Source organism: Pseudofulvimonas gallinarii (assembly GCF_004343305.1).
GTDB lineage: Bacteria > Pseudomonadota > Gammaproteobacteria > Xanthomonadales > UBA2363 > Pseudofulvimonas > Pseudofulvimonas gallinarii.
In genome coordinates, this window is the sequence record NZ_SMAF01000027.1 from 15,401 (window position 1) to 39,783 (window position 24,383).

Annotated in this window: 24 protein-coding genes; 10 read left to right on the forward strand and 14 right to left on the reverse strand. The window is 66.2% G+C overall.

Going from position 1 to position 24,383, the window contains the following annotated elements:
• The first annotated feature begins 246 nt into the window (after nucleotides 1-246).
• Nucleotides 247-504: a GlsB/YeaQ/YmgE family stress response membrane protein gene (locus EDC25_RS13065; RefSeq protein WP_132577637.1), complete on the forward strand. Its 258-nt coding sequence runs from the start codon at nucleotides 247-249 to the stop codon at nucleotides 502-504.
• Nucleotides 505-593: 89 nt separating this feature from the next.
• Here EDC25_RS13065 and EDC25_RS13070 read toward each other — a convergent pair whose 3' ends face one another.
• Complete coding sequence (locus EDC25_RS13070; RefSeq protein ID WP_132577638.1) at nucleotides 594-2,441, reverse strand: DUF6923 family protein; 1,848 nt, start codon at nucleotides 2,439-2,441, stop codon at nucleotides 594-596.
• A 212-nt stretch (nucleotides 2,442-2,653) separates the two neighbouring features.
• Here EDC25_RS13070 and EDC25_RS13075 point away from each other — a divergent pair, with 212 nt between their 5' ends.
• The 4 genes from EDC25_RS13075 (at nucleotide 2,654) to EDC25_RS13090 (ending at nucleotide 5,421) form a co-directional block, all read left to right on the forward strand.
• On the forward strand, nucleotides 2,654-3,211 hold the full coding sequence (locus EDC25_RS13075) for an RNA polymerase sigma factor (protein ID WP_132577640.1): 558 nt from the start codon (nucleotides 2,654-2,656) through the stop codon (nucleotides 3,209-3,211).
• A complete protein-coding gene (locus EDC25_RS13080) occupies nucleotides 3,208-3,663 on the forward strand; it encodes a hypothetical protein (protein WP_132577641.1) in 456 nt (151 codons plus the stop codon). The genes EDC25_RS13075 and EDC25_RS13080 overlap by 4 nt, the downstream gene beginning before the upstream one ends.
• 28 nt (nucleotides 3,664-3,691) lie before the next feature.
• On the forward strand, nucleotides 3,692-4,594 hold the full coding sequence (locus tag EDC25_RS13085) for a PDZ domain-containing protein (RefSeq protein ID WP_132577643.1): 903 nt from the start codon (nucleotides 3,692-3,694) through the stop codon (nucleotides 4,592-4,594).
• Between the two features lie 71 nt (nucleotides 4,595-4,665).
• Complete coding sequence (locus EDC25_RS13090; RefSeq protein ID WP_123521094.1) at nucleotides 4,666-5,421, forward strand: pyridoxine 5'-phosphate synthase; 756 nt, start codon at nucleotides 4,666-4,668, stop codon at nucleotides 5,419-5,421.
• A gap of 60 nt (nucleotides 5,422-5,481) precedes the next feature.
• On the opposite strand, the gene EDC25_RS13095 is transcribed toward EDC25_RS13090, so the two are convergent.
• The 13 genes from EDC25_RS13095 to dnaA all read right to left on the reverse strand — a co-directional run bounded on the left by EDC25_RS13095 (nucleotide 5,482) and on the right by dnaA (nucleotide 19,719).
• Nucleotides 5,482-5,871 carry an ExbD/TolR family protein gene (locus tag EDC25_RS13095; RefSeq protein WP_123521095.1) on the reverse strand — a complete coding sequence of 130 codons (390 nt, stop codon included), beginning with the start codon at nucleotides 5,869-5,871 and terminating at the stop codon, nucleotides 5,482-5,484.
• 197 nt (nucleotides 5,872-6,068) lie between these two features.
• On the reverse strand, nucleotides 6,069-6,488 hold the full coding sequence (locus EDC25_RS13100) for an ExbD/TolR family protein (protein ID WP_240639583.1): 420 nt from the start codon (nucleotides 6,486-6,488) through the stop codon (nucleotides 6,069-6,071).
• A 56-nt stretch (nucleotides 6,489-6,544) separates the two neighbouring features.
• Entirely contained in the window at nucleotides 6,545-6,964 is a 420-nt protein-coding gene (locus EDC25_RS13105) for an ExbD/TolR family protein (RefSeq protein ID WP_205984878.1), read from the reverse strand.
• Between the two features lie 24 nt (nucleotides 6,965-6,988).
• Nucleotides 6,989-7,735 carry a MotA/TolQ/ExbB proton channel family protein gene (locus EDC25_RS13110; RefSeq protein WP_205984879.1) on the reverse strand — a complete coding sequence of 249 codons (747 nt, stop codon included), beginning with the start codon at nucleotides 7,733-7,735 and terminating at the stop codon, nucleotides 6,989-6,991.
• 17 nt (nucleotides 7,736-7,752) lie between these two features.
• Entirely contained in the window at nucleotides 7,753-8,436 is a 684-nt protein-coding gene (locus EDC25_RS13115) for an energy transducer TonB (RefSeq protein ID WP_132577647.1), read from the reverse strand.
• Between the two features lie 133 nt (nucleotides 8,437-8,569).
• Nucleotides 8,570-9,862, reverse strand: coding sequence for a tetratricopeptide repeat protein (locus EDC25_RS13120; protein ID WP_165910911.1), 1,293 nt, complete (start codon nucleotides 9,860-9,862; stop codon nucleotides 8,570-8,572).
• A gap of 132 nt (nucleotides 9,863-9,994) precedes the next feature.
• Entirely contained in the window at nucleotides 9,995-10,795 is an 801-nt protein-coding gene (locus tag EDC25_RS13125) for a M48 family metallopeptidase (protein ID WP_240639616.1), read from the reverse strand.
• 62 nt (nucleotides 10,796-10,857) lie between these two features.
• Nucleotides 10,858-11,820: an alpha-L-glutamate ligase-like protein gene (locus EDC25_RS13130; protein ID WP_123521461.1), complete on the reverse strand. Its 963-nt coding sequence runs from the start codon at nucleotides 11,818-11,820 to the stop codon at nucleotides 10,858-10,860.
• Nucleotide 11,821: 1 nt separating this feature from the next.
• Entirely contained in the window at nucleotides 11,822-13,363 is a 1,542-nt protein-coding gene (locus EDC25_RS13135) for an inactive transglutaminase family protein (protein WP_132577651.1), read from the reverse strand.
• Nucleotides 13,364-13,517: 154 nt separating this feature from the next.
• On the reverse strand, nucleotides 13,518-15,929 hold the full coding sequence (gene gyrB, locus EDC25_RS13140; RefSeq protein ID WP_207905717.1) for a DNA topoisomerase (ATP-hydrolyzing) subunit B: 2,412 nt from the start codon (nucleotides 15,927-15,929) through the stop codon (nucleotides 13,518-13,520).
• Nucleotides 15,930-15,982: 53 nt separating this feature from the next.
• Entirely contained in the window at nucleotides 15,983-17,083 is a 1,101-nt protein-coding gene (recF, locus tag EDC25_RS13145; protein ID WP_165910912.1) for a DNA replication/repair protein RecF, read from the reverse strand.
• Between the two features lie 14 nt (nucleotides 17,084-17,097).
• Complete coding sequence (gene dnaN / locus EDC25_RS13150; protein ID WP_123521457.1) at nucleotides 17,098-18,198, reverse strand: DNA polymerase III subunit beta; 1,101 nt, start codon at nucleotides 18,196-18,198, stop codon at nucleotides 17,098-17,100.
• 201 nt (nucleotides 18,199-18,399) lie between these two features.
• Nucleotides 18,400-19,719, reverse strand: a complete 1,320-nt coding sequence (gene dnaA / locus EDC25_RS13155; protein ID WP_132577655.1) for a chromosomal replication initiator protein DnaA — start codon at nucleotides 19,717-19,719, stop codon at nucleotides 18,400-18,402.
• Between the two features lie 178 nt (nucleotides 19,720-19,897).
• Here dnaA and rpmH point away from each other — a divergent pair, with 178 nt between their 5' ends.
• The 5 genes from rpmH (at nucleotide 19,898) to EDC25_RS13180 (ending at nucleotide 24,339) form a co-directional block, all read left to right on the forward strand.
• The gene (rpmH, locus tag EDC25_RS13160; RefSeq protein WP_123521456.1) at nucleotides 19,898-20,032 is read left to right on the forward strand and encodes a 50S ribosomal protein L34; all 135 of its coding nucleotides are present in this window, start codon (nucleotides 19,898-19,900) and stop codon (nucleotides 20,030-20,032) included.
• A 17-nt stretch (nucleotides 20,033-20,049) separates the two neighbouring features.
• Nucleotides 20,050-20,394, forward strand: coding sequence for a ribonuclease P protein component (gene rnpA / locus EDC25_RS13165; RefSeq protein ID WP_123521455.1), 345 nt, complete (start codon nucleotides 20,050-20,052; stop codon nucleotides 20,392-20,394).
• Between the two features lie 82 nt (nucleotides 20,395-20,476).
• Complete coding sequence (gene yidC, locus EDC25_RS13170) at nucleotides 20,477-22,177, forward strand: membrane protein insertase YidC (protein WP_132577657.1); 1,701 nt, start codon at nucleotides 20,477-20,479, stop codon at nucleotides 22,175-22,177.
• Nucleotides 22,178-22,202: 25 nt separating this feature from the next.
• Nucleotides 22,203-23,570, forward strand: a complete 1,368-nt coding sequence (mnmE, locus tag EDC25_RS13175; protein ID WP_123521454.1) for a tRNA uridine-5-carboxymethylaminomethyl(34) synthesis GTPase MnmE — start codon at nucleotides 22,203-22,205, stop codon at nucleotides 23,568-23,570.
• A gap of 184 nt (nucleotides 23,571-23,754) precedes the next feature.
• Nucleotides 23,755-24,339, forward strand: coding sequence for a tyrosine-type recombinase/integrase (locus EDC25_RS13180; RefSeq protein ID WP_207905718.1), 585 nt, complete (start codon nucleotides 23,755-23,757; stop codon nucleotides 24,337-24,339).
• The last annotated feature ends 44 nt before the right edge of the window (nucleotides 24,340-24,383 follow it).

Consider the following 24,383-nt stretch of genomic DNA (forward strand, 5'->3'; position numbering starts at 1 on the left):
TTTTGCCGGCCGGCACGGCCCGGCCCCGGTGGGTCCGGGTCACAGCCAGGCATCGAAACTGGACGGATTGTCCCGGTGCCGTTCGCGGCAGCGCACCATGACACCGGCCGGCCAGGGGCGCATGATCGGTGTGCGTCGAACTTGGCGCGAAGCGGTCCGGATGGGGTTGTAACGCCGGCAGTGGCTTCACGCGCTCCCGCAGGCGTTCCGATCCGGTCGGCACAACTTCACTTCAAGGAGTCCGAAATGGATGTTACGTCCCTGATCGTGTTCTTGCTTGTCGGTGCAATTGCCGGCTTCCTCGCCGGGCAGATCGTCCGCGGTTACGGCTTCGGCCTGGTGGGCAATATCGTGGTGGGCATCGTCGGTGCCCTGCTGGCCGGCTTCATCCTGCCGCGCGTCGGCCTGGTGATCGGTGGCGGCATTGTCGGCGCGATCATCTATGCACTGATCGGCGCCATCATCCTGCTGGTCCTGATAGGTCTGTTGCGCAAGGCGGCCTGACGGCCGGACCGGGGATCCGGGCCGTGCGGCCCGGATCCCGGTGAGTGCAGGCGGACCCGCCCAAGGCGGGCTCCGCATCGGTCCGCGGCTCAGTCGCCCTGGGCGGGACAGGGACCCAGGCGGTACAGCGTGATCTCGCCGGACCGGTCACGCCATTCGCCGACGATGGCGGTGTCCGAGAAGTCGTAGCTGAATTTCAGCCGGTTGCAGGCCTCGGCCTTGATCGTTGCGGTGCCATAGGAGAGGGCTCCCACGGCCGGTTCGTCGTCGAAAGTGCCGCCCAGGGTGTAGACGATCGTCGTCTTGATGTCGCCGTTCTCTTCGACGGACTGGCCGTCGAGCGTGAACCAGCGCTGGCGCAAGGGCCCGGTGTCCTCGGCGTCCTCGGGCGCGAAGGTGAACCAGGCGCCATACAGCATGCCGTTGACGCCGGCATCTTCATTGCGGGCGATGCGGAACAGTTCCAGGCCCTGGCCGGGTGCCTCCGGGTCGTACCAGCTGCCGGTCAGTGCCGGGTCATAGGCACCGGTCGCCGGTTTCACCTGGCCGTCGTAGTCGGTGCAGGGCGTTCCTTGCGGGATCAGGCGGGTCATGGCGACCCGACCGCTGACGCCCTCGTTGTGTCCTTCGTCGAAATCGTACTCCAGCACGCCCTGGCTGCAGGAGATCATCTGCAGGCGGGCATGGCCGACGACCTGCGAGGGCGCTGCCTGTGGCGTATCGAAGCTGCCGTCCGTGGCCTGGGTGATGGCCAGTTCGAGCTCCGTGGCGTCCTCGCCCGGTTCGAGCTGGCCGAACAGCACGTACCAGCGCAGATGGTTCGGGACGTCTTCCTCGTCGTCGTCGTCGCCATCGTCCGGCTGGGCGATGGCGGCCGTGAACCAGGGCATGAAGACGTCACCCGACGCCGGGAAGTAGCGGGCGGTGAAGCCCTGGCCGCTGGTGTAGGGCGCGTACCAGGCGCCGGTCAGGGCGTCCGCGTCGAGGACCTTCGGCGCACAGGTGTTCGGAAAAGCCAGTTCCCACTGGCCGGCCGCGGTGGCACCCATCGCCTCGAAGCTACCGGTTTCCGTGTTGAAGCGGCCGAAGGTGCTGTTGCCGTTGGCCGTGTGCAGGGCGGCGTACAGCTTGCCGTCCTGGTTGTTGAAATCCATGCCCTGGGCGAAGTTGGCGTCCTGGCCATGGCCGCCGATGCGCTGGGTGGTGCCATCGCCCGGATTGATGCGGTACAGCGAATCGTCGCTGATGTTGTGGCCGAACAGGTTGCCATCGCAGTCCATCGCCAGGTCGATGAAGATCACCCGCGGCTCGTCCGGCAGCAGGTTCGCAATGGCGGTCGGCGTCATCGTATGCAGGTTGACGCGCCACAGCCGGGCCTCGGTGAGCTGGGGATTGTTCGTCAGCACGTTGACGCTGGTGACGTAGGCGTCACCCGTACGCGGATCGATGGTCAGCCCGGTGATCTGGTCGCGCGGCACGAAGTTCTGGAAGGTGTTCATGAACCCCTCCGTCACCTGCTTTCCCGTCTGCGTGTCGATGAGGATGACGCGGTGCGGCGAGTCACCCGGCAGGTACTGGATGCCATACAGGCGCGTCGCCGCCGGATTGAAGTCCATGGCGTAGATGTTGGCGAAGCCCGGCTCGACGTTGACCGGCTCGGGCGTGCCGACGTCGTCCAGGAACAGGCGGTAGAAACCCTGCTCGGCGAACCCGGCCACGGACGCGAGCTGGATGCCGTAGGCGAACGTGCCGGTTTCGTCGGCAATGGCCTTGGCCAGGGGCGTGCGAATCGCCGGTATGCCGGCCTGGCACTGCTGCGCGAGGGCGCCCGGCACGACGCCGGGATTGTCGGCGAAGCTCTTGCAGTCGAGCGCCTGGGCCATGGCCAAGGCAGGCGTGGCGAGAATGGCCAGTGTGCCGGCCAGAACGTGTTTCATCCGCGTCTCCTGGAGCTGTTGCGTCCGCCTCGTGCCGCGCAGGCGGCCGGTTTTTCCGGGCCGGACAGGTGGACCGGTTTGTCGGCCTGTCACCGTAATGGAGCCCAAAGCGGGCCGCAAGCCGGTTATTGTACGCCAGCGCCGGACCGGTTCAGCGCTGCCGGTGCGGGTCGTTGCGACGATTGCGCTGGCCGGGTCGTCTAGGTCTGCGAATGGAAGGGACCGCCAGCACATCGACTTTCAGTGGTGACATCGACCCCGGACAGCTGTCTTCGTTGCGGCAGGGCTGCCCCGCCGCGCTGGCTGCCGCCTATGACCGGTTCGCACGTCCGGCCTATGGCCTGGCGATCCGCGTGCTGGGCAATCCCGAGGATGCCGCCGATCTGGTCCAGGATGTGTTCCTCAGGCTGCCGCGGGCGTCGAGGCAGTTCCGCGGCGATGCCCCGTTTGGCGCCTGGCTTCGGAAACTGGTGGCCAACGCGACGATCGACCGGCTGCGCGAGCGGAAGCGGCTGGTGCCGCTGGACCAGGCGCATGTCGAACTCGGGCTGGACAGTGGCGTCCTCGACGCGATCCACGCCGGCGAGCTGTTGCAACGATTGTCACCCACCGCCCGGCTGGTGTTGCTGCTGCATGCCGTCGAGGGAATGACGCATGCCGAGATGGCCGTGCTGTTCCAGCAGTCCGAAAGCTACTCCAAGTCGATTCTTTCCCGCGCGTTGAAACGGCTGCGCGACCTTTACAGAAGTGATTCACCGGTGCCGCCATGAACATCCAACAGTCCGGCTCATTCCCCCCGCGCGACCTGCGTTGCCTGCTGGATGCGGATCCGCCAGCGCAGCTGCGGCGGGACATCCTGCGCAAGGTCCGGCGCCGGCGGTCGCTGCGGCGTCTCGTACCGGCAGCCGCGGTCGCTGCCCTGCTGATGATGGCCGCGGTGCCGTGGCGACTGCAGCCCGACAGCACGCACTCGGACTGGCAGCGGCGTTCGGCCCAGCTGGAGGCGGTCTGGCGGGAAAGCGATGATCCGCAATGGTTGCGCGAGGATGCACGTGCCCAGCGGCTGTTGCGCCAGCTTCGCCAGGTGGACCAGGCACTGGACCAGGCTTACGCACAGGCGCTGGACGCTTCGCTGCGTGACCAGCTCTGGCGCCAGCGTACGGAGGCGTTGTCTGCCCTTATCCTGAGTCGCCGGCAAGGCGGCGTTGCGGTACAGCTTTGATGCCCGACATGAACCCAGGACCTTGGAAATGAAGAATCACGTTCGACTCGTACTGCTGCTGGGCCTGTGCGCATGTCTTCCCCGCACCGGGTTCGCGCAGGAGGGCGGCCTGGCCTCTGTCGAGGAGGAATTCCGGCAGACCCTGCTGCGGCTGGTGCAGTCCGGCGCCCTGTCCAGCCCCGAAGGTCCGCTGGTGATCGAGCGACCCGCCGAACGCGTCAGCGATTTCGGCCTGCTCGTCGATCGCGACAGTGTCGACGGCCTCGTGGTCCTGGGTACCTTGCCCGGTGGCAGCGCCAGCCGGCTGGGACTGCAGGCCGGCGATCGCCTTGTCGCGGCGAACGGTGTCGACCTTCGTGGCCCGGGTGGTAGCCTGCGCATGAAGGCGCTGCTGGATGATCCGGCCAGTGATGGTGGCATCGAACTGGACATCGTCCGCGAAGGCCATGCGCGGAAGATTGCCGGCACGGTGGAGGCAGTGGTGCTGCCGGCGATGCGCGTGGAGCTGGACGCGGCGGCGATGGCGTCGACGGAGGAACACACGCGTCTGGCTGGCGATCCCGGCTCGCGCTGCGGGCGGGTCAGCATCGAAGCAATCGCGCCCAGGACCCGGAATCTGTTCCCGGTGTCGCTGATCGCCATCGATGGCCGTATTCCGGGCACCAGCGAGCAGCAGAGTTTCCGCTTGCCGCCGGGCCGTCATGTGCTGCGGATCGGTGAGCGGATCGGCGAGGATCATTTCTCGAGTGTCGGGAATTTCCAGCGCGGCCGCCTGGGTGATCGCGGGTACAAGGAACTGGAAGTCGACGTCGAGCCGGGCGTGACGTATTTCCTAGCGGCGCGGCTTCATCGCGGGCGCAGCGACCGCATCCTGGATGGCGGCTACTGGGAGCCGCTGGTATGGAAGGAGCGCGCCGAATCCTGCCGTTGACGCACTGCCACGCTGCCGCGGTACGGACAGCGGGTTATCCTGTGCGCCCGCTCCAGGACGCCGACGGACGCATGGCTGTACTCAGTGTCAACCTCAACAAGGTCGCCGTGTTGCGCAATTCGCGCGGTGGCGATCTGCCCGACCCGATCGCCGCGGCACGGGTCTGCCTGGCCGAAGGCTGTCGCGGACTGACCGTGCATCCGCGTCCCGATGCCCGGCATATCCGGCGCGAGGACGTGCTCGCGCTGTCGGATCTCGTCGCCGCGCACGAGGGCGTCGAGCTGAACATCGAGGGCAATCCATTCGCGCCGGCGCGGCCCGGTTATCCGGGCCTGCTAGAACTGGTCCGTGAGAGTCGGCCCGCCCAATGCACGCTGGTTCCTGACGGCGATGGCCAGCTGACCTCCGACCACGGCTTCGACCTGCGGCGCGACGCCGGACGCCTGCGGCCACTGGTGGCCGAGCTGCGCGCGCTGGGCTGTCGCGTCAGCCTGTTTATGGATCCCGGAACCACGTCGCTCGAACCGGCGGCAGACATGGGCGCGCATCGCGTCGAGATCTACACCGGCCCGTATGCGGAAGCCTTCGCTGCCGGCAGTGGCGGCGGTGCCGCGCTGCAGGCCTGTGTCGCTACCGCCGAAGCCGCCCGTGCGGCCGGATTGGCGGTCAATGCCGGACATGACCTTGACCAGCGGAATCTCGGGCCCTTGCTGGCGGCGATCCCGTGGATCGCCGAGGTGTCCATCGGCCATGCACTGATCGGCGAGGCCCTGTATGACGGCCTCGCCACCACCGTGCGGCGCTATCTGGCGATCACCGGCGGCTGATGTTTCGACGGCAGGGCGCCAAGCCCCGCCGTCGGCCTGGTTTCTTCGAAAGCCGCAAGTTCAATGTCCGGCGAAGCCGATGTCGGTGAAGCCTGCCTTGTAACCTGCGGACATCAGGTCCGCGACGCGCTGGTAGCTGGCGTCCTCCCGCACGTTGATGCGCGGCGACGGCTTCGGCTGCTGTGCCGCCATGGTCCGAAGCAGATGGTCCAGCTGGCGGCGCCCGATGCGCACATCCTGCAGGTAGAGGCTGCCCGCGGCATCAAGGCACAGCGTCACAGGTTGGGTGCGGACGACCTCCGGCGTTGTCTTGCTGGAGAGCGCAAGGGGGAGGTCGCGCTTCACGACCGGCAGTCCGATCATGAAGATGATCAGCAGGACGTCGATCAGAGGCGTGACGTTGATCTCGGCATGCGGCCGGCTTGTTTCCGGCAGGATGGCGCAACCCATGGGCTGACTCCCTTTCTGGCTGGCCTGTCCCTTTCTAGGCCGATGGCCTTCCGTGTACAAGCCGGCGGAATCGCTGGATATTCACCGGCTCAGGAATCGGGATTCCGGATGAACGGTCGTGCGGCCGTCGCACCCGATGGCGGAAAAGTAAAAGGCCGCCCGGAGGCGGCCTTTTCTTCAGCATCTTGATCGACCGATCAGTTCCGGGTGTTGTCGAAACCGATCTTCTTGACGTCGGCATTCTTGGCCTTGGTCATGACTTCGGCGAGAACCTGGTAGCGCGACCGGTCCCCGGCACTGATCATGATCTGCGGCTGCGGATTCTGCCGACCCGCCAGCGACATCTGGTACTCGATCTGCCGCATGCTCATGGCCTGGTCGTTCCAGAGCACGGTGCCATCGTCATTGATTCGCACGGTGATCTTGTCGGACTCCTCCGGCGGCTTCGTCGAAAGACTCGGCTGCGGCAGGTCGATCTGCACCTTGTAGGTCAGCTGAGGCGCGTTGATCATGAAGATGATCAGCAGCACCAGCATCACGTCGATCAGCGGGGTGACATTGATTTCCGCCATCGGGGCGGCATCACCACTGCTTCCGCTGCTTACGCTCATGCCCATGTGGCAATACTCCTAGTTGGCGGCGCCGGCGTATGGCCGGCCACCACCCGTTTCCATCAACGATCGGGGGTGGTCACGAAGCCGACACGGACGATGCCGGCGTCCTTGACGATCTCCAGGGTCTCCCGGATGGTCTGGTAACGCAGGTTGGCGTCCGCGCGGACCTTGACCTCGGGCTGCGGTGTCTGGCGCGCAGCGCGCCGCAGCTCGGTTTCAAGGCTCGAGCGGGTACGGACCTGTCCGTCCCACCAGATCGTGCCGTTCGACTCGATCGCCAGATCGATGACCAGAGGGCGGACCACCTCTTCCGCTGTCAGGTCGGCCTTCGGCAGGTCGACCTCGACAACGTTCTGCATCAACGGCGTGGTGATCATGAAGATGATCAGCAGCACCAGCATCACGTCGACCAGCGGCGTGACGTTGATGGTGGCCATCGGTGCATTATCGCCGTCACCGCTGCCTACGCTCATGCCCATGGGTCGTTCTCCAGTTTCCGGCGATTACTTGCCGACGCCGACGCGTGCGCCAGTGGCGAAGTAGTCGTGCAGGTCGTGCGCGAACTCGTCGAACTTCGACAGGACGACGCGGTTGGAACGCACGAAGAAGTTGTAGGCCAGCAGGGCCGGGATGGCGCAGAACAGACCAATGGCGGTCATGATCAGTGCTTCACCCACGGGACCGGCGATGGCGCCGATGTCGGCCTTGCCGCTGGCGCCGATGGCGATCAGGGCGCGGTAGATGCCCCACACGGTACCCAGCAGGCCGATGAACGGCGCCGAGGAACCGACGGTGGCCAGCAGGGTCAGGCCGGTTTCCAGGCGACCGCTTTCGCGGGTGACGGCCTGGCGCAGCGAGCGGTCGATGAACTCCGAACGGTTCAGCACTTCGACCATTCGGCCACCGCCGCTTTCATGCTTGGCGTGGTGGGCGGCAGCCTCGGCGCACTCCAGGGCGATCTTGGAGAACGGCTCGTTCTTCGGCTGGGATTCCATGTATTGCACCGCTTCCTGGGTCGAGTTGCTGCCCCAGAAGCCGCGGATCACCTTGTCGGCGCGCGAACGCACGGCGCTGTTACGCACCGCGTTGGAGATGATGTAGAACCAGGACATCAGGGACATCACCACCAGGGTGATCAGCACGATCCAGCCGACCACGTCGAGGTGCTGGATCATGTGGCTGAAGCCCATCTGGCTCAGTGCCGCTGCGTCCGAATCGGTCGGCAGGGAGGTTGGGATCTGGTCTTGCATGGTTGCGCTACCTTGGGTTAGCCATCAGAGAGACGGAATTGGATGGGAACGACGACCCAGCCGCCAACAGGACGGCCGTCCTTCGTACCCGGACGGAATTTCCACGTGCGGACCGCACGCTGCGCTGCCTGGTCGAGGAAACGCGAACCACTCGAGCGCTGCATTTCGACGCGCTCGGGGTCGCCGTTCACGTCCACGTAGACGCGCAGGGTGACCGTGCCTTCCTCACCACGGCGCATGGCCTGTGGCGGGTAGCGCAAGCCCTTCCGGTTGCGGTAGTCCGCGCCCACCGAAGCGCCCGTATCGGGTGCCGGCGGCGGTCCCGGCGGGGCCGGCGGGGCGGCAGCAACCGGAATGGCCATTTCCGACGGCGGCGCCGAAGGAATCGGGGCCGGTTCCGGCGGCGGCGCCATCGGCGGCAGCTCCGGCGGCGGCTCCGGCGGCGGTTCTTCCGGCGGCGGTTCTTCCGGCGGCGGCGGCGGCGGCTCCGGCGGCGGCGGCGGCGGCGGCGGCGGCGGTTCCATGAACACGACCTCGACCATGTCGTCGTTGTCGCCCTTGTCCGGATCGCCGGCACGAGGTGGTAACAGCAGCATGCTGAACATCACAACGTGCACGATGAACGCCACGCTCAGTCCCGCCACGCGTGGCCAGCGAACGCGGTTATCTTCGATTTCTTCGTGGTATTCGTAAATGGCCATTGTTGGATCTGGTCGTCAGGCGTCGGGCTTCCGGCAAGTGCCAAAAGCCCTACGCTGGCTGCGGGGAGAGCGACGCTACACCAATGCCCCGCAGGGCACAAGCATTCACGCGCCTTTCAGATTGCTTTTGCGATCAACGGGCGCCCAGATTCTTCAGCCAGAGTTCCGCGTTCCCGCGCGAGCGGTCATGCTTGAGCGCTTCCCGGAACGCGGCGATGGCAGCCTGGTTGTTGCCGGCTTCCGCCTCCAGTTCGCCGATCAGCAGATAGGCGGTGCCCGGGTCGCGCAGGTTGCCCTTGCGCATGGCCGTGGCCAGAGCCTCGCGGGCTTCGGCATTGCGCTCGCGCTCGAGCAGCAGGTGACCGCGCTGCTGGTCGGCATTGCCGTCGTCGGGAGAGGCCGCCGCCGACCGGGTGTAGGCATCGATGGCCTGGTCGATCATCTCGGCCTGGTAGTAGTTGTCGCCCAGCGCGCGCAGGGTGTCCTTGTCGGCCGGTAGGGCGCCGGCCTGGATGCCGTCGGTGATGGTCGCCGCCGCGTCTGCGGGACGGTCGGCGTAGGCCTGCAGCTGGTACAGCTGGCGCCAGTGTTCGGTGTCCTTGAGCTTGCCGCTGCTGCGCAGGTTCTGCATGACCGGCAGGGCCTTCTCGAGCTGCTCCAGTTCGATATAGGTCTGGGCCAGGTTGATCTGGTATTTCACTTCGTCCGGGCGGCGGCGGACCAGTTCCTCCAGCACCTGCGAGGCGCCGAGGTAGTCCTGCTTTTCATACAGTGCCGCCATCTTCAGCTCGAACAGGCCGTTGGCCGGACTGTCGCCCGATGCGCCGATCGCCTGGTCGAGCGCGGCCACCGCCTCGTCGTAGCGCTCGAGGCGATACAGGGCATTGCCCTTCAGGCCATAGGCTTCCGGCTTGGTCGAGCCACTCTCGCGCAGCCAGCGGTCGACCGTCGCCAGCGCCGCGTCGTAGTGTTCTTCCATCAGCTGCAGCTGGGCGATCTGGTACATCAGCTGGAAATGCTGGTTGTTGGGCATGCCGCCGCCATCGACGGCCTTCTGCCAGTGGACCAGTGCGGTTTCGACGTCGTCCTGCTCATAGGCGGCCTGGGCCAGGCCCTGGTTGACCAGGCCCTGCTCGTAGGCGGTCAAGCGGGCATTGCCGTCCAGTTCGCCAAGGATGGACGTGACCTTGTCGTATTCGCCCTCGTTGAGGGCGGTATACGCGGTCTGGATGCGACGCATGCTGCGCTCGTTGGTCTTGCGGTCCGGCTCCGCGCGCGACGTGTTCGGATACTGGTTCTCTTCCGCCTTCTGGGTGGTGCGCTGGCGCGATTCACGACTCCGGCTCTGGGCATCGGCAGACTGGGCGGTAAGCAGGGCTGTCAGCGGGAGGCTGACCAGAGTGATGGCGAGGATGAGGCGTTTCATCGTGGATCCTTTGAATGGCGGGAATGCTGCGGTCATGTCGCCATGACCCCTACTACGTCCTGTTTCGTCGATAAAGCTATTGTCAGGCGTCACGCCGGGTCCGGCGTTAAGCCTGCTTAACATTTGCCGGCATCAGAGCCTGCATGACGGCAAACGACCTTCTGCGTGCGCCCGTTCGAATTCGGGCCTGGCTGCGGCCAGCCCCTGGTTGAGCTGGTTGATGCGTCCCTGCGGATTCGGATGGGTGGACATCCAGGTCGGACCGCTGCCGCCGCCGGACTGCTGCATGCGCTGCCACAGCGTGACGGCGGCCGCGGGGTCGAAACCGGCACGCGCCATGAGTCTCTGTCCTTCCAGGTCCGCTTCGGTTTCGTGCTTGCGCGAGAACGGCAGCAGCACGCCGATCTGCGCGCCGGCGCCGAGCGCACCGAGGATCAGCTGCGAGTTCTCGGGCGCCTTTGCGTTGGCGGCCACGGCGGCGACGGTGAGGCCCGTCTGGGCAAGGATCTGCTGCGAGAATCGCTCGGCGCCATGGCGGTACATGACATGGGCCAGTTCGTGGCCCACCACAGCGGCGAGCTGATCGGCGTCCTCGGCGACGACGAACATGCCGGTGTTGACGCCGACCTTGCCGCCCGGCAGTGCGAAGGCGTTGGGGGTGTCGTCGATGAAAACCTCGACTTCCCATGGCAGGCCGCGCCATGGGTCGGGCAGCTGGGCGATCAGGCTGTCGGCGATGCAGCGCACGTAGCGCTGCTGCCGCGCGTCGCTGGAGACGCGACCGCCGCTGCGCAGCTGGCTGAAGGCCTGGGCGCCGAGATCGCTCATCTGGCGCTCGTCGACCAGCATGACCTGGCTGCGGCCCGTTGGCGTGGTGGCACAGCCCTGCAACACCAGGGCAAGTGCCGCCATGAAGACGGTGCGGATAGTCATGTCGGCTCTCCGTGGCAGGCGGGTGTCCTCGATTCTAACGCCGGGGTTGGCGGTCCCGGGGTTCAGGTCGTGGCGAAATTCGCCTGCGCGAACGCAATCCGTTCAGCCGGATCCGCCGACAGCTTCCCCGTTTTCTTCAGTGCCTCGATCTTGTCGAGTCGATGGCGCAGGCCGTTGCCGTTGGCGATCTGGATCGCCAGCCCGGGACGCGCATTGAGCTCCAGCACCATCGGCCCGCGATTCTTGTCCAGGACGATGTCGACGCCGACATAGCCCAGGCCGGACAGTTCATAGGAACGGGCGGCGATCATCAGCAGCTCCGGCCAGCGCGGAATCGCCAGGCCGACGATGGAATGCTCGGTGTCCGGGTGTTCGCGCACCGGCTCGTTGCCCCAGACACCGCGTTTGGTGATGCCGCTGGGGATGTCGATGCCGACCCCGATCGCGCCCTGGTGCAGGTTGGCCTTGCCGTCGGACATGCGCGTCGGCAGGCGGATCATCGCCATCACCGGATAGCCAAGGAAGGTGATGATGCGGATGTCCGGCACGCCCTTGTAGCTGACGCGCTCGAACAGCGGATCAAATTCGACGCAGTATTCGACCAGCAGGTGGTCGGGTTGGCCACCCAGCGAGTACAGGCCGGACAGGCCGTTCGACAGGTGGTGCTGGAATTCCTCGCGGGTCATGAAGCTGCCGCTGGCACGGCGGTAGCGTTCGCCGCGGCGGCCGTGGATGACCAGGATGCCGTCGCCCCCGGATCCGTGGGCCGGCTTGACGACGAAATTCGGATAAGGCGCCAGCTTTTCGTGCAGCGAGGCGATCTGGTGCTCCTCGCGGACGACGGCGTAGAGGTCGGGAACCGGCAATCCTGCCGCCAGCGCAAGCTCCTTGGTCAGGAGCTTGTCGTCCACGCGCGGATAATACTTGCGCTGGTTGTGGAGAAGTACGTAATCGGCGTTGCGCGAGTTCAGGCCGACCAGGCCGACCTCGCGCAGGCGCTTTGCCACCGTGAAGGGGTTGAACACCTCAGCCCTCCCCTGGTGGCCGGGCCAGGGCGCGGAAGCGGCTCAGCTCGGTCAGGCGGTAACCGGAATAGCGGCCGAGGATCAGCGTGAAGCCGAGCAGGATCAGCAGCACCTCCGGATACACGAACATCAGGTGCTCCAGCGGCGGCCAGCTCATGACCAGGTAGGCCAGGCTGGCGATCATCAGCGAGCCGGCGGCCATCTTCATCGCATAGCCGGCGCCGCGTTCGTCCCAGGCCACCGAGACGCGTTCGATCGTCATGGTCATGATGATCATCGGGAACAGCGCGATCGACAGGCCGACTTCCAGGCCGAGGCGGTTCGAGACCACGCTGACCAGCGCCATGATCAGGACGACGACGATCAGCACCGCCGTCAGGCGCGGCACCAGCAGCAGTTTGAGCCGCTCCATGTAGAAGCGCACCAGCAGTCCGAGCCCGACGACCAGCGAGAACAGCGTCAGGCCGGCCAGCAGCGATGTCCATTTGAATGAGATCGCGATCAGAACGGGCATGAAGGTGCCAAAGGTCTTGATGCCGACGATGTTGCGCAGGATCAGCATGATGAAGGCGCCGACCGGCACCATCAGCAGGATGCGGTAGACGTCCTGGGTCTGCAGCGGCAGGTTCAGCAGCGAATAGGCGACGAGGTTCTCGTCACGCACTTCCAGGCGGTCCACCGCCGCCTTCAGGGAATCGACCAGGCTGCGCTGCATGCGGATGTCGAAGCGCGCACGCGGCGAACCGTCGATTTCCAGCACCGGCTTGCCGCTCTTGCTCCACAGGAACAGGTCGCTTGGCCAGCCGATGCTGCCGGTGCGGACGTCGAGCGTGCGCCACTCGTTGGCGTCGGTATCGTAGACCTGCAGGTAGGGCCGCAGCTCGCCGGCCGCGGTTTCCTCCAGGCGCAGGCCCTGGATGACGCGGGCGGCGATGTTGCGGATCGCCAGCAGCTCGGTGGCAAAGCGGGCGCGCTCATGGTCGCCGTTGCGGCCCTGCAGCAGCAGGGTTACTTCCTGCGATGGCGTCGAACTGGAGAATTCGCGCAGCAGCTCGGCGGCGAAGCTGGCGCTGTCGACGCTGTGTTCGCGGACGCGTTCGAGCAGTGACTGCGCCGCGCTGGTGAAGGGTTCCTCCAGCTCCGGCGGCGACTGCAGCTGCGGCCGGTCGGTATCGGCGGCGGGAACCCCGTCGCGATAGATCGTCGCGCGGTAGTAAAGCGCCTGGGTGCCGCGCGCGCGGCGGATGGTCCACTGCACCTCGCGGCTGCGGCCGTCGCGGCTGCGCTCGGTGTTCATGCCGTAGCCGCGCGCCATGAAGTTCTCGTCGAGGATCGAATAGCCCGGCGGATCAAGCGGAATCTGCAGGACCACGCGGTTGGCGCCATTGCGCGGCTGGAATTCGACCCGGGCCTGCACCTCCCAGACCTCGGCCTGTTCGACCGGTGTCAGCGGGAACTTCAGGACCTTCCATTTATAGAAAAATGCCGCAAGGCCGGCCGCGATCAACAGCACGGCCAGTACATACAGATGGGTCTTCTTCATGAGCCACGAGCGTCCCTAGCTGGCCGGACAGTACAACGATCGGCGTGTCCCTGTCATGGCCGCAGCGCGGCAAAGGGCATGGCACTGAGGCGCCGGCCGGGACGCCTGTCTTGCGGCAGGGCCCGGCCTGGCGTTGCGGCGGAACGCCGGCGTGTCAGACGTCGAGGTTGCCCACCCGCAACGCGTTTTCTTCGATGAAATTGCGGCGCGGCTCCACCGCTTCGCCCATCAGCATGGTGAACATCTGGTCGGCGGCGACACCGTCCTCGATGGTGACTTGCAGCAGGCGCCGGGTTTCCGGATTGACGGTGGTTTCCCACAGCTGTTCCGGGTTCATTTCACCCAGGCCCTTGAAGCGCTGGATGGTGCGGCCGCGCTTGGCTTCCTCGAGCAGCCAGCGCGCGACTTCTGCGAACTGGCTGACGGCGATGCCGCGTCCGCCACGGCGCAGCTGCGCACCCGGCTGGATCAGGCCTGCCAGCTGCGACGCCAGCGCGGTGAGCTGGCGATAGTCGCCGGAATTGAAGAACGTCACCGGCCAGTGCTGCAGGACCGACAGTCCATGGTGCTGGCGTTCGATGCGCAGGGTCGGGCCCTGCTCGGCATCGCTCTCCAGCGACAGCCGGTAATGCGGCCGGCCGAGGCCGTCGGTGTTGAGCTTGGCGGTCAATGTCTGCATCCAGGTCTCGGCCAGCGCGGTGTTGCCGAGCTGGTCGGTCGCCAGCGGCGCCGTGTCGACCAGCGCCTGCAGGACGGCGGGGTCGTAGCGCGTGCCCAGCCGCGCGATGATGGCCTGCGCGTTCTGGTATTCGGTCATCAGCTTTTCCAGCGCCGCGCCGGTCAGGGGCGGCGCATCCGGCGAGTACGCCAGTTCGGCGCCATCGACCGCGCTGGCGATCAGGAAAGCATCCAGCGCGGCATCGTCCTTGATGTACTGCTCGTTGCGCCCCTGCTTGATCTTGTACAGCGGCGGCAGGCCGATGTAGATGTGGCCACGCTCGATCAGCTCCGGCATCTGCCGGTAGAAGAACGTCAGCAGCAGCGTGCGGATGTGCGAGCCGTCGACGTCGGCGTCGGTCATGATGATGATGCGGTGGTAGCGCAGCTTGTCGACGTTGAATTCGTCCTTGCCGATGCCGCAACCGAGCGCGGTGATAAGCGTGCCGACTTCCGCCGAAGATATCATCTTGTCAAAACGCGCCTTTTCCACATTGAGGATCTTGCCCTTGAGCGGCAGGATCGCCTGGGTACGGCGGTTGCGGCCCTGCTTGGCGGAGCCGCCGGCGGAGTCACCCTCGACCAGGAACAGTTCGGACAGCGCCGGGTCCTTTTCCTGGCAGTCGGCCAGCTTTCCAGGCAGGCCGGCAATGTCCAGCGCACCCTTGCGGCGCGTCAGCTCGCGGGCCTTGCGCGCGGCCTCGCGTGCACGCGCCGCTTCGACGATCTTGGCGGTGATCGCGCGGGCATCCGCGGGATGTTCGTCGAGGAATTCGGCCAGTTTCTGCGCCATCAGCGTTTCGACGGCACCCTTCACCTCGGAGCTGACCAGCTTGTCCTTGGTCTGCGACGAGAATTTGGGATCGGGCACCTTCACCGACAGCACCGCGATCAGGCCTTCGCGCATGTCGTCGCCGGCGAACTGCACCTTGGCGTTCTTGCCCAGGCCGGAGCGCTCGATGTAACCCGACAAGGCGCGTGTCAGGGCAGCGCGGAAACCGGTCAGGTGGGTGCCGCCGTCCTTCTGGCGGATGTTGTTGGTGAAGCAGAACATCCGCTCTTCGTAGGCGTCGGTCCACTGCAGTGCCACTTCGACGCCGATATCCGATTCGGTACCGGCGAAATAGGCCACGGACGGATGCAGCGGCGTCTTCAGCTGCGCCAGATGCTCGACGAAGGAGCGGATGCCGCCTTCGTATTGATAGACATCGGTGCGCCCTTCCCCGCGCTCGTCCACCAGTTCGATGCGTAGCCCGGAGTTGAGGAACGCCAGCTCGCGCAGGCGATTCGCCAGGATGTCGTAATGGAATTCGAGGTTGGTGAAGGTCTTTGCGCTGGGCTTGAAGCGCACCAGGGTGCCGCGCTTTTCGGTCGGACCTAGGGCGCGCAGCGGATACAGCGGCTCGCCGTGGGCGTATTCCTGCTCGTGCTCGATGTTGTCGCGCCAGATGCGCAGCCACAGCGATTCGGAAAGCGCGTTGACGACGGACACGCCGACGCCATGCAAGCCACCGGACACCTTGTAGGAATTGTCGTCGAACTTGCCGCCCGCATGCAGGACGGTCAGGATGACCTCCGCTGCGGAACGGTTCTCTTCCTTGTGAATGTCAACAGGGATGCCGCGGCCGTTGTCCTCCACCGATACCGTTCCATCCTGGTGCAGGCAGACCCGGATCCGGGTGCAATGGCCGGCCAACGACTCGTCCACGGAGTTGTCGACCACTTCGAAAACCATGTGGTGCAGGCCGGTGCCGTCATCGGTATCGCCGATGTACATGCCGGGGCGCTTGCGAACGGCCTCCAGGCCCTTCAATACCTTGATCTTGCTCGAATCGTATTGGTCGGTCATGCCAGCCAGTGCTCGTGGATGCCTGCCGCGCCGTGCGCGGGCGGAGAAAGTAATTATAGCAGTTGGGCGATGCGGCCCTGTTCCACGTGGAACATGCGCGCCGGTGGCGCCGTCGTCGGCAACGTCAACGTGCTGGTGCCGGTTATAAGGACCTGGGCACCCGTCCGGGAGAGCCACTCCAGCAACCTCGCCTGATGCTCGTCGTCGAGCTCGGCCGCCAGATCGTCGCAGGACAGAACCGGCCAGTCTCCCCGATGCTTCCGCAGCAGGGCCGCTTGGGCGAGCAGGCTCGTCAATGCCGCCAGCTTGCCCTGACCCCGGGACAACTGGTCATGATCCAGCCCGTTGCCGAGCTGCAGGCGCCAGTCCCCACGGTGAGGTCCCCGTTGCGTGAAGCCACGTTCCCGGTCGCTTGAGCGGCCCTCACGCAGAGCGTCCGCGAGTCCGGTATCCGAAGACCAGCCCGACCTGAGCCTGATTCCCTCGACCGGTAAACCAGGTGCGATCGACGCCAGCAGCGGCAGAAACTCCGTGCGCAGCTCCGAGACCAGACGCTCGCGGTGGTCGTGAACCCGCGTCCCCGCCTCGACCAGCTCCTTCTCCCACACCGAAAGTTCCCGGTCCGAAACGCCGAATGGACTGCGAAGGGCTGCGTTGCGCTGCCGGAGCGCCCGCGCATAGCGACGCCAGACGGACAGAAAATCCGGTTCCACGTGGAACAACAACCAGTCCAGAAACCGTCTCCGGAGCTCCGACGGGCCACTGATAAGTTCGTGACTTCCGGGATCCAGGGTCACCACCGGGAGGTTACGGACAAAATCCGACAGAATGGGAACCGCCTCGTTGTTGCGGCGAAGCGTCCAGCCGTCGCGGCTCCAGCCAAGACCCAGCCGTGTGTCGTGGCCCGCAGCCGCCAGGCCAAGCCGGCATTCCGCGAAGATCGAAAAGCGCTCCCGGCCGACCCTGACCAGATCACCGGCCTGCGCGGTCCGGAATGAGCGACCGTGTCCAAGGACATGCACAGCCTCCAGGACACTGGTCTTGCCCGCCCCGTTGCCACCGGAAAAGAAGTTGAATCCGTCAGCCAGATGCAGTTCAACGGACTGCAGGTTCCTGAAAGACTCGACGCGGATCAATCCGATCCGCGTCGCCAAGGGGCTCACATCATTCACATGCGCATCGGCATGACGACATGGCGGGAGCGGGTGTCGTCGGCATCCGAAATCAGGCAGCTGGAATTGCCATCACGAAGCCGCAGGTCGACCAGCTCGGCGCGCAATGAGCCCAGCGCATCCAGCACGTAGGTCACGTTGAAGGAGATCTGCAGTCCATCGGCATTGCTCTCGGCGCCGAGCTCCTCCACCGCCTCTTCCTGCTCACTGTTGTGGGCCACGATGCGAAGCTGCTGCGGACTGACCTCCAGCCTTACTCCGCGGTACTTCTCGTTAGACAGAATGGCGGCGCGGCTCAACGCCGCCCGCAGCTGCTCGCGGTCCACCCTGACCTGCTTGTCGGCACCGATCGGCATCACCGCTTCGTAATCCGGGAAACGCCCGTCGATCAGGTTCGACGTGAACTGCACATCGGCGCGACCCAGGCGAAGATGGCTGCGGCCGAACTCCAGGCGCAGAATGTCGTCACCACCTTCGAGCAGCCGCTGCAATTCCAGCACCGCCTTGCGCGGCAGCAGCAACTGACGGTCGCTACCGGCATGACCTGGCAGATCCGCCTGGCAAGTCGCCAGACGGTGACCGTCGGTAGCCACCGCCCGCAGCGAGCCGTCACGCAGGTCGAACAGCATGCCGTTGAGATAGAAGCGCACATCCTGGACCGCCATCGCAAAGGCGACGCGATCGATCAGATCCTTGAACACGCCTTCCGGCAGTTCCAGGACATCATTGATCTCGCGCGCTTCCAGTGCCGGAAACTCCGCAGCCGGCAGCGTCGCCAGCGTAAACCGGCTGCGCCCGGCCTTGACCATGACCCGGTCACCCTGCTGTTCAACCGTCACCGTGCTGCCGTCAGGAAGGGCACGGCAGATATCCACCAGCTTGCGCGCCGGCACCGTGACTTCGCCATCCACCGAATCGCTCACGTCGGCGCTGCCGATGATCTCCAGCTGCAGGTCGGTTCCGGTAAACGAAACCCGCCCCGCGCGCACCGACACGAGCAGGTTCGCCAGAATCGGCATCGTCTGTCGCTTCTCGACCACACCGATGACGGCCTGCAAGGGCTTGAACAGTGCTTCCCGCTGGATTTGGAAACGCATGGGCAGACCTCTAACTAGATGCTCTTATCTGTTGAAGATTGTTGTTGTTGGCACCTCCCAGGCGCCGCAACAACCCGCAAAACATTAATCAAATCAATGATTTAAGACACAAAAGCCTGTGCGGAAACCGGTTCACCGGACGGTGATGACTCTGTGCATAACTTTCCGGCGGGTTTTCAGACACAGTGTATCCACAAGCCCTCAACTGGTTAACGAACGGATCAACTTGTCCCAGTCTTCGCGCGCCCGGCCATCGGTCTCGACCAGCTTCCGCACCACCCGGCAGGCGTGCAGCACCGTGGTGTGGTCCCGGGCGAACGCCTCGCCGATCTCCGGCAGGCTGTGCTCGGTCAGTTCCTTGGCCAGCGTCATCGCCATCTGCCGCGGCCGCACCACCGAGCGCTGGCGCCGCTTGGACACCAGGTCACCGTGGCGCAGGCCAAAATAGTCGGCGACGGTCTTCTGGATGTTCGGGATGCTCACCAGGCGCTCCTGGACGCTGAGGTGGTCGCGCAGCGCCTCCTGGGCGAATTCCAGCGTGATCGCCCGGCCACTGAGGTTCGCGCGCGCCGACAGCGTGTTCAGGGCACCTTCCAGCTCGCGCACGTTTGAACGCATGCGCTTGGCGATCAGGAAGGCGACATCGTCGGGCAGGGTCAGTTCCATCGCCTGCGCCTTGCTGAGCAGGATGCTGACCCGCGTCTCGAAATCCGGCGGCTCGATGGCGACGTTCAGGCCCCAGCCGAAGCGCGACTTCAGGCGCGGCTCCAGGCCCTCGACCTCCTTGGGATAGCGGTCGCAGGTCAGCACGATCTGCTGCTTGCCTTCGAACAGCGCGTTGAAGGTGTGGAAAAACTCTTCCTGGGTGCGGTCCTTGCCGGCGAAAAACTGGATGTCGTCGATCAGCAGCGCGTCGACGCTGCGGAACTGCCGCTTGAACTCGTCCATGCGGTTGCTGCGCAGGGCGCGGATCATCTCGCTGACGAAGCGCTCCGAGCGCATGTACACCACCCGCATGCCCGGACGGTTCTGCTTCATGACATGGCCGGCGGCCAGCAGCAGGTGCGTCTTGCCCAGGCCGGTGCCGCCGTACAGCAGCAGCGGGTTGTAGACCTCGCCGGGTTTCAGCGCGACCTGCAGCGCGGCGGCCTTGCCGAGCTCGTTGGACTTGCCCTCGACGAAGTTGTCGAAGGTGTATCGGGCATCGAGGTTGGATTCGATCGGCGGCAGGCGTTCGCCGCCGGACGAACGCGACTCGGCGGCCTCCGGCTCGTCACTCGGACGCTGGCCGACCTTCAGGCGCACGACCACCGGCGACCCGCTCAAGGCCTGCAGCAGTTCCTGGATGCGTTCGAGGAAATGCTTCTGCACGCGCTCGGCGACATAGACGTTCGCGGCGTACAGCAGCAGTTCGCCGCTGCCGGACTGCTGCGGCTGCAGCGGCACCAGCCAGGTGTGCAGGTCTTCGGCGTTGAGTTCGCCTTCCAGGCGGCGCAGGCATCGCTGCCACAATTCGGCCATCGCGATCAGGTTCTCTCGTTACAGCGCGTGTGCGGTGGATCAGTGTAACCGGTCGCGATGCGGCGCCGGGCCCGATTCGCCATGGCGCCGGCAAACCCCGCCGGAGCGGCGCATTTGACCCGCCAGGCTCCAGCGCCTACAATGCCTGCCCTTTGCCGACGACCTTGGGTCCGCCGCCATGAAACGCACCTTCCAGCCCAGCAACCTCAAGCGCGCCCGTACGCACGGCTTCCGCGCCCGCATGAAGACCGCCGATGGCCGCAAGGTCCTGTCGGCCCGTCGTGCCAAGGGTCGCAAGCGCCTGATCCCGTAAGCGGGAACCGACCAGCCGTGCGCGCCGCAAAGACGACGCGCGCGAGTGTGCTGAGCGGCAAGGCGGCGTTCGACCGCGTCTTCGTCGCCCGGCTGAAGCGCAACTCGCGCTACTTCCGCTTCCACTTCGCAGCCAGTGAACTCGACCATGCCCGCCTGGGCATGGCGGTGAGCCGCCGTGTCGACAAGCGCTCGGTGGTCCGCAACCGACTGCGCCGGCAGATCCGCCAGAGCTTCCGGCTCGCCATGGCGACGCTTCCGAACCTCGATATCGTCGTCAACGCCAAGCCCGAAGCCGCCCAGGCGCCGCGCGGCGAAGTCTGGCGCGACCTCCTCGACGCCTGGCCGCGTCTGCGCGCTTGATTGATCGGGTCGCTGCGAACCGCGACAATCCCCCTCCTTTGCCTTCCCGACACGACGGGCCCCGCGCCCGCCCGCCAGACTCATGCCCAATACCCGCGTCCTGCTATTCGTCGCCTGGCTGTTCGTCGCCTACCTGCTCTGGCAGGCCTGGGGCGATTTCAACCAGCCGGCCACCGCCAGCGCGTCCGCGCTCACTACCGGCGCCGTCGACGGCACGCCGGCCGCCCCCGGCGCAACGCCGGAAGCAGGCAGCGCCGAAGGCGTTCCGGCCGCTCCGACCGTCGCCGGGGAAGTGCCGGGCGTCGCCGCCACCACCTCGGCGGCGGTGGTGCCGGCCGGTCGCCGCGTCACGGTGGAAACCGACGTCCTGCGCCTGGTCATCGACAGCCGCGGTGGCACCATCGTCTCCGCCGAGCTGCTGGACTACCCGGTGACGCTGAAATCCGAGCAGCCGGTCGAGCTGCTGAGCGACGACCCGGCCCGCCTCTTCCACGCCCGCAGCGGCCTGGTCAGCAGCGGCGGCGTGGCGCCGGACCACACCGCCCTCTACCAGGTCGAGCAGGACCGCTACGTCCTCGCCGGCGACAGCGTCGAAGTGCCGCTCACCTGGACCGACCCCAGCGGCGTCAGCGTACGCAAGACCATCACCCTGCGTCGCGGCGACTACACGGTCGAAGTGCGCCACCAGCTGCGCAACGACAGTGGCGCGCCCTGGGTCGGCACCGTCTATCGCCAGCTGCAGCGCGTGCCGCTGCGCACCCGCGCCGGCTTTTCCTTCACCGACGCCACTGCCATCACCTTCCATGGCCCGGCCTGGTACAGCCCGGAAGAGCGCTACGAAAAGCAGCAGTTCGACGACGTCGCCAGTGCGCCGCTGCGCCGCGACATCACCGGCGGCTGGGCCGGCATGCTCCAGCATTATTTCCTTGCCGCCTGGATTCCCCAGGCCGGGCAGGCCAACCGCTACGAAACCTCGCAGGTGGCGAACAGCCAGCCGACGCGCTTCACCATCGGCCAGGTCGGCACCACCGCGACCACGGTCGCGCCGGGCGAGGAGTGGAGCGACACCTCGCGCCTGTGGGTCGGTCCAAAGCTGCAGAACGTGCTGCCGGACGTCGCCCCGGGCCTGGAGCTGACCGTCGACTACGGCATCTTCACCTTCCTGGCCAAGCCGCTGTTCTGGGCCCTGGACAAGTTCCACAGCCTGGTCGGCAACTGGGGCCTGGCCATCATCCTCGTCACCCTGTTGATCAAGGCGGTGTTCTTCAAGCTGTCCGAAGCGCAGTACCGCTCGATGGCGAAGATGCGCAAGCTGCAGCCGCGCATGGCGCAGCTGAAGGAACGGTACGGCGACGACCGCCAGAAGATGAACCTGGCGATGATGGACCTGTACAAGAAGGAAAAGATTAACCCGCTCGGTGGCTGCCTGCCGATCCTGGTCCAGATCCCGGTCTTCATCGCGCTGTACTGGGTGCTGCTGGAATCCGTCGAACTGCGCCACGCGCCGTTCTTCGGCTGGATCCAGGATCTTTCCGCCCGCGATCCGTACTACATCCTGCCGGTGCTCAACGGCGCGGTGATGTGGCTGACGCAGAAGCTGTCGCCGAGCCCGGGCATGGATCCGATCCAGCGTCGCATCTTCCAGTTCATGCCGATCATGTTCTCGGTGATGTTCGCCTTCTTCCCGGCCGGCCTGGTGCTCTACTGGACCACCAACGGCGCCCTCGGCCTGCTGCAGCAATGGTTCATCACCAAGCGCATCGAGGCCGGCGAGAAGGCCTGACCGGCCCGCGCGGGAACCCGTGGCGATGACGGCGCGCGACACCATCGCCGCCATCGCCACGCCGGCCGGACGGGGCGGCATCGGCATCGTCCGGCTCTCCGGCCCCGCGGCGCCGGACATCGCCCGGCGCCTGACCGGCATCCAGCCCCGGCCGCGCCACGCCCACTACGTACGCTTCCGCGACGCCGACGGCGCCACGCTGGACAGCGGTCTGCTGCTCTACTTCCCGGCGCCGCATTCGTTCACCGGCGAGGACGTGGTCGAACTGCAGGGCCACGGCAACCCGGTCCTCCTCGACCTGCTGCTGCAACGACTCCACGCGCTGGGTGCGCGACCGGCGCGTCCGGGTGAATTCTCCGAACGCGCCTTTCTTGAAGGTCGGCTCGACCTCGCGCAGGCGGAAGCCGTCGCCGACCTGATCGCCGCCGGCAGTGCCGCCGCGGCGCGTGCCGCGCAGCGCTCGCTGGAAGGCGAGTTCTCGCAACGCGTCGGCCGGCTCCTGCAGGCACTGGTCGAAGCGCGACTGCATGTCGAAGCGGCGATCGACTTTCCCGAAGAGGAAATCGACTTCCTGGCCGACGGCCAGATCGCCGCGCGCATCGGCGCCGTCATCGACGCCCATGCGCAGCTGCTGGAAGCGGCCGAGCGCGGCCAGCGCCTGCGCGACGGCCTGGTCGTCGCCATCGTCGGCCGCCCGAACGCCGGCAAGTCCAGCCTGCTCAATGCGCTGGCCGGCAGCGAACGCGCCATCGTCACCGACATCGCCGGGACAACGCGGGACGTGCTGCGCGAGGACGTGCGCGTCGGTGGTGCCACGTTGACGCTGGTCGATACCGCCGGGCTGCGCGAAACCGACGACACCGTCGAAGCCGAAGGCGTGCGCCGCGCCCGCGCCGAGCTTGCCCGCGCCGACCACGTCGTGGTCGTCGTCGATGCGCGTCATCCCGAAGATCTCGCCGCGCTGCGCGAGGAGTGTCCCGCCGGCGTACCGCTGACGGTGCTCCTCAACAAGATCGACCTGCCCGGCGCCCGCGCTCCCGCCGCCGCCGGATCGCGCGCTGCGGACGCCGGCGCGGCCGGCGCCACCGTGCTGCGGGTGTCGCTGCGGACCGGCGAAAACATCGACGCGCTGCGCGCCCACCTGGCCGGGCTGGCGGGCGCCGCCGACAGCGTCGAGAACACCTTCAGCGCCCGCGCCCGCCACGTCGACGCGCTGCGCCGGACCGGCGGGCACCTGCACCTGGCACTGGCGCGGCTGGACATCGACCGGGCCGGCGAGCTCGCCGCCGAGGAACTTCGCCTGGCGCAGCAGGCGCTGTCCGAGATCACCGGCGCCTACTCGCCCGACGACCTGCTCGGCGCCATCTTCTCCAGCTTCTGCATCGGGAAGTGAGGTCGGGTCCAAGGACATCCACTGACGTCTGATGGTGTGGCCTTAATCCGCGTAAACAAAGGAAATTTCGTCTTCTGAGTGATTTGGTGATACAGTCAAAGCCACTCGCTTTTATGTCCAAGTTTGGTTCCAAGTAGCTGGATTCTTGTCTTTCATCCTTCTACTTGGACATACGGAGGATGAGATGGCACTGACCGACACCGCGCTCAAGGCACTCAAGCCCAGGGACAAGACCTATACGGTCACCGACGACCGGGGGCTGTATGTGGAGGTCTTCCCGACCGGAGGCGTCGTCTGGCGCTACCGCTACCGGCTGAATGGCAAGTACGAGAAGCTGACGCTCGGCAAGTACCCCGCGCTGACGCTGAAGAACGCTCGCCTGAAGCGGGACGAGGCGGCCCAGCAGGTGGCGATGGGCGAATCGCCGGCAAAGAAGAAGCAGCAAGCGAAGGTGGCCGGCGCAGCAGACGCCACCGTGGCCGACTTCGCCGAACGCTTCTTCAAGGACATCCAAGCACGCGACCGCAAGGACGTGACCATGCCCCGCCGCTACCTGGAGAAGGACATCCTGCCGCACATCGGCAGCAAGCCGGTCCGGGACATCACCGCCGAGGACGTGCGCGGCGTCATCTGGCGCAAGAAGGAACAAGGCTTCGACGCCGCCGCCGGCCAGGTGCGCGGGCTGCTCAAGCGCATGTTCGACTACGCGCTGACCTGCGGCCTGATCCAGTCCCACCCGCGCAGCGCCCTGCCGAGTCGGCACGTCTAGCGCTCCGCCGCCCTCGACCGGGCGCTGACGCCGGATGAAATCCG

What these genes read in the sequence shown, in the direction of transcription:
- EDC25_RS13065 (WP_132577637.1), top strand. Translation starts at nt 247, where the DNA reads ATGGATGTTACGTCCCTGATCGTGTTCTTGCTTGTCGGTGCAATTGCC.
- EDC25_RS13070 (WP_132577638.1), bottom strand. Translation starts at nt 2,441, where the DNA reads ATGAAACACGTTCTGGCCGGCACACTGGCCATTCTCGCCACGCCTGCC.
- EDC25_RS13075 (WP_132577640.1), top strand. Translation starts at nt 2,654, where the DNA reads ATGGAAGGGACCGCCAGCACATCGACTTTCAGTGGTGACATCGACCCC.
- EDC25_RS13080 (WP_132577641.1), top strand. Translation starts at nt 3,208, where the DNA reads ATGAACATCCAACAGTCCGGCTCATTCCCCCCGCGCGACCTGCGTTGC.
- EDC25_RS13085 (WP_132577643.1), top strand. Translation starts at nt 3,692, where the DNA reads ATGAAGAATCACGTTCGACTCGTACTGCTGCTGGGCCTGTGCGCATGT.
- EDC25_RS13090 (WP_123521094.1), top strand. Translation starts at nt 4,666, where the DNA reads ATGGCTGTACTCAGTGTCAACCTCAACAAGGTCGCCGTGTTGCGCAAT.
- EDC25_RS13095 (WP_123521095.1), bottom strand. Translation starts at nt 5,871, where the DNA reads ATGGGTTGCGCCATCCTGCCGGAAACAAGCCGGCCGCATGCCGAGATC.
- EDC25_RS13100 (WP_240639583.1), bottom strand. Translation starts at nt 6,488, where the DNA reads ATGGGCATGAGCGTAAGCAGCGGAAGCAGTGGTGATGCCGCCCCGATG.
- EDC25_RS13105 (WP_205984878.1), bottom strand. Translation starts at nt 6,964, where the DNA reads ATGGGCATGAGCGTAGGCAGCGGTGACGGCGATAATGCACCGATGGCC.
- EDC25_RS13110 (WP_205984879.1), bottom strand. Translation starts at nt 7,735, where the DNA reads ATGCAAGACCAGATCCCAACCTCCCTGCCGACCGATTCGGACGCAGCG.
- EDC25_RS13115 (WP_132577647.1), bottom strand. Translation starts at nt 8,436, where the DNA reads ATGGCCATTTACGAATACCACGAAGAAATCGAAGATAACCGCGTTCGC.
- EDC25_RS13120 (WP_165910911.1), bottom strand. Translation starts at nt 9,862, where the DNA reads ATGAAACGCCTCATCCTCGCCATCACTCTGGTCAGCCTCCCGCTGACA.
- EDC25_RS13125 (WP_240639616.1), bottom strand. Translation starts at nt 10,795, where the DNA reads ATGACTATCCGCACCGTCTTCATGGCGGCACTTGCCCTGGTGTTGCAG.
- EDC25_RS13135 (WP_132577651.1), bottom strand. Translation starts at nt 13,363, where the DNA reads ATGAAGAAGACCCATCTGTATGTACTGGCCGTGCTGTTGATCGCGGCC.
- gyrB (WP_207905717.1), bottom strand. Translation starts at nt 15,929, where the DNA reads ATGACCGACCAATACGATTCGAGCAAGATCAAGGTATTGAAGGGCCTG.
- dnaN (WP_123521457.1), bottom strand. Translation starts at nt 18,198, where the DNA reads ATGCGTTTCCAAATCCAGCGGGAAGCACTGTTCAAGCCCTTGCAGGCC.
- dnaA (WP_132577655.1), bottom strand. Translation starts at nt 19,719, where the DNA reads ATGGCCGAATTGTGGCAGCGATGCCTGCGCCGCCTGGAAGGCGAACTC.
- rpmH (WP_123521456.1), top strand. Translation starts at nt 19,898, where the DNA reads ATGAAACGCACCTTCCAGCCCAGCAACCTCAAGCGCGCCCGTACGCAC.
- yidC (WP_132577657.1), top strand. Translation starts at nt 20,477, where the DNA reads ATGCCCAATACCCGCGTCCTGCTATTCGTCGCCTGGCTGTTCGTCGCC.
- mnmE (WP_123521454.1), top strand. Translation starts at nt 22,203, where the DNA reads ATGACGGCGCGCGACACCATCGCCGCCATCGCCACGCCGGCCGGACGG.
- EDC25_RS13180 (WP_207905718.1), top strand. Translation starts at nt 23,755, where the DNA reads ATGGCACTGACCGACACCGCGCTCAAGGCACTCAAGCCCAGGGACAAG.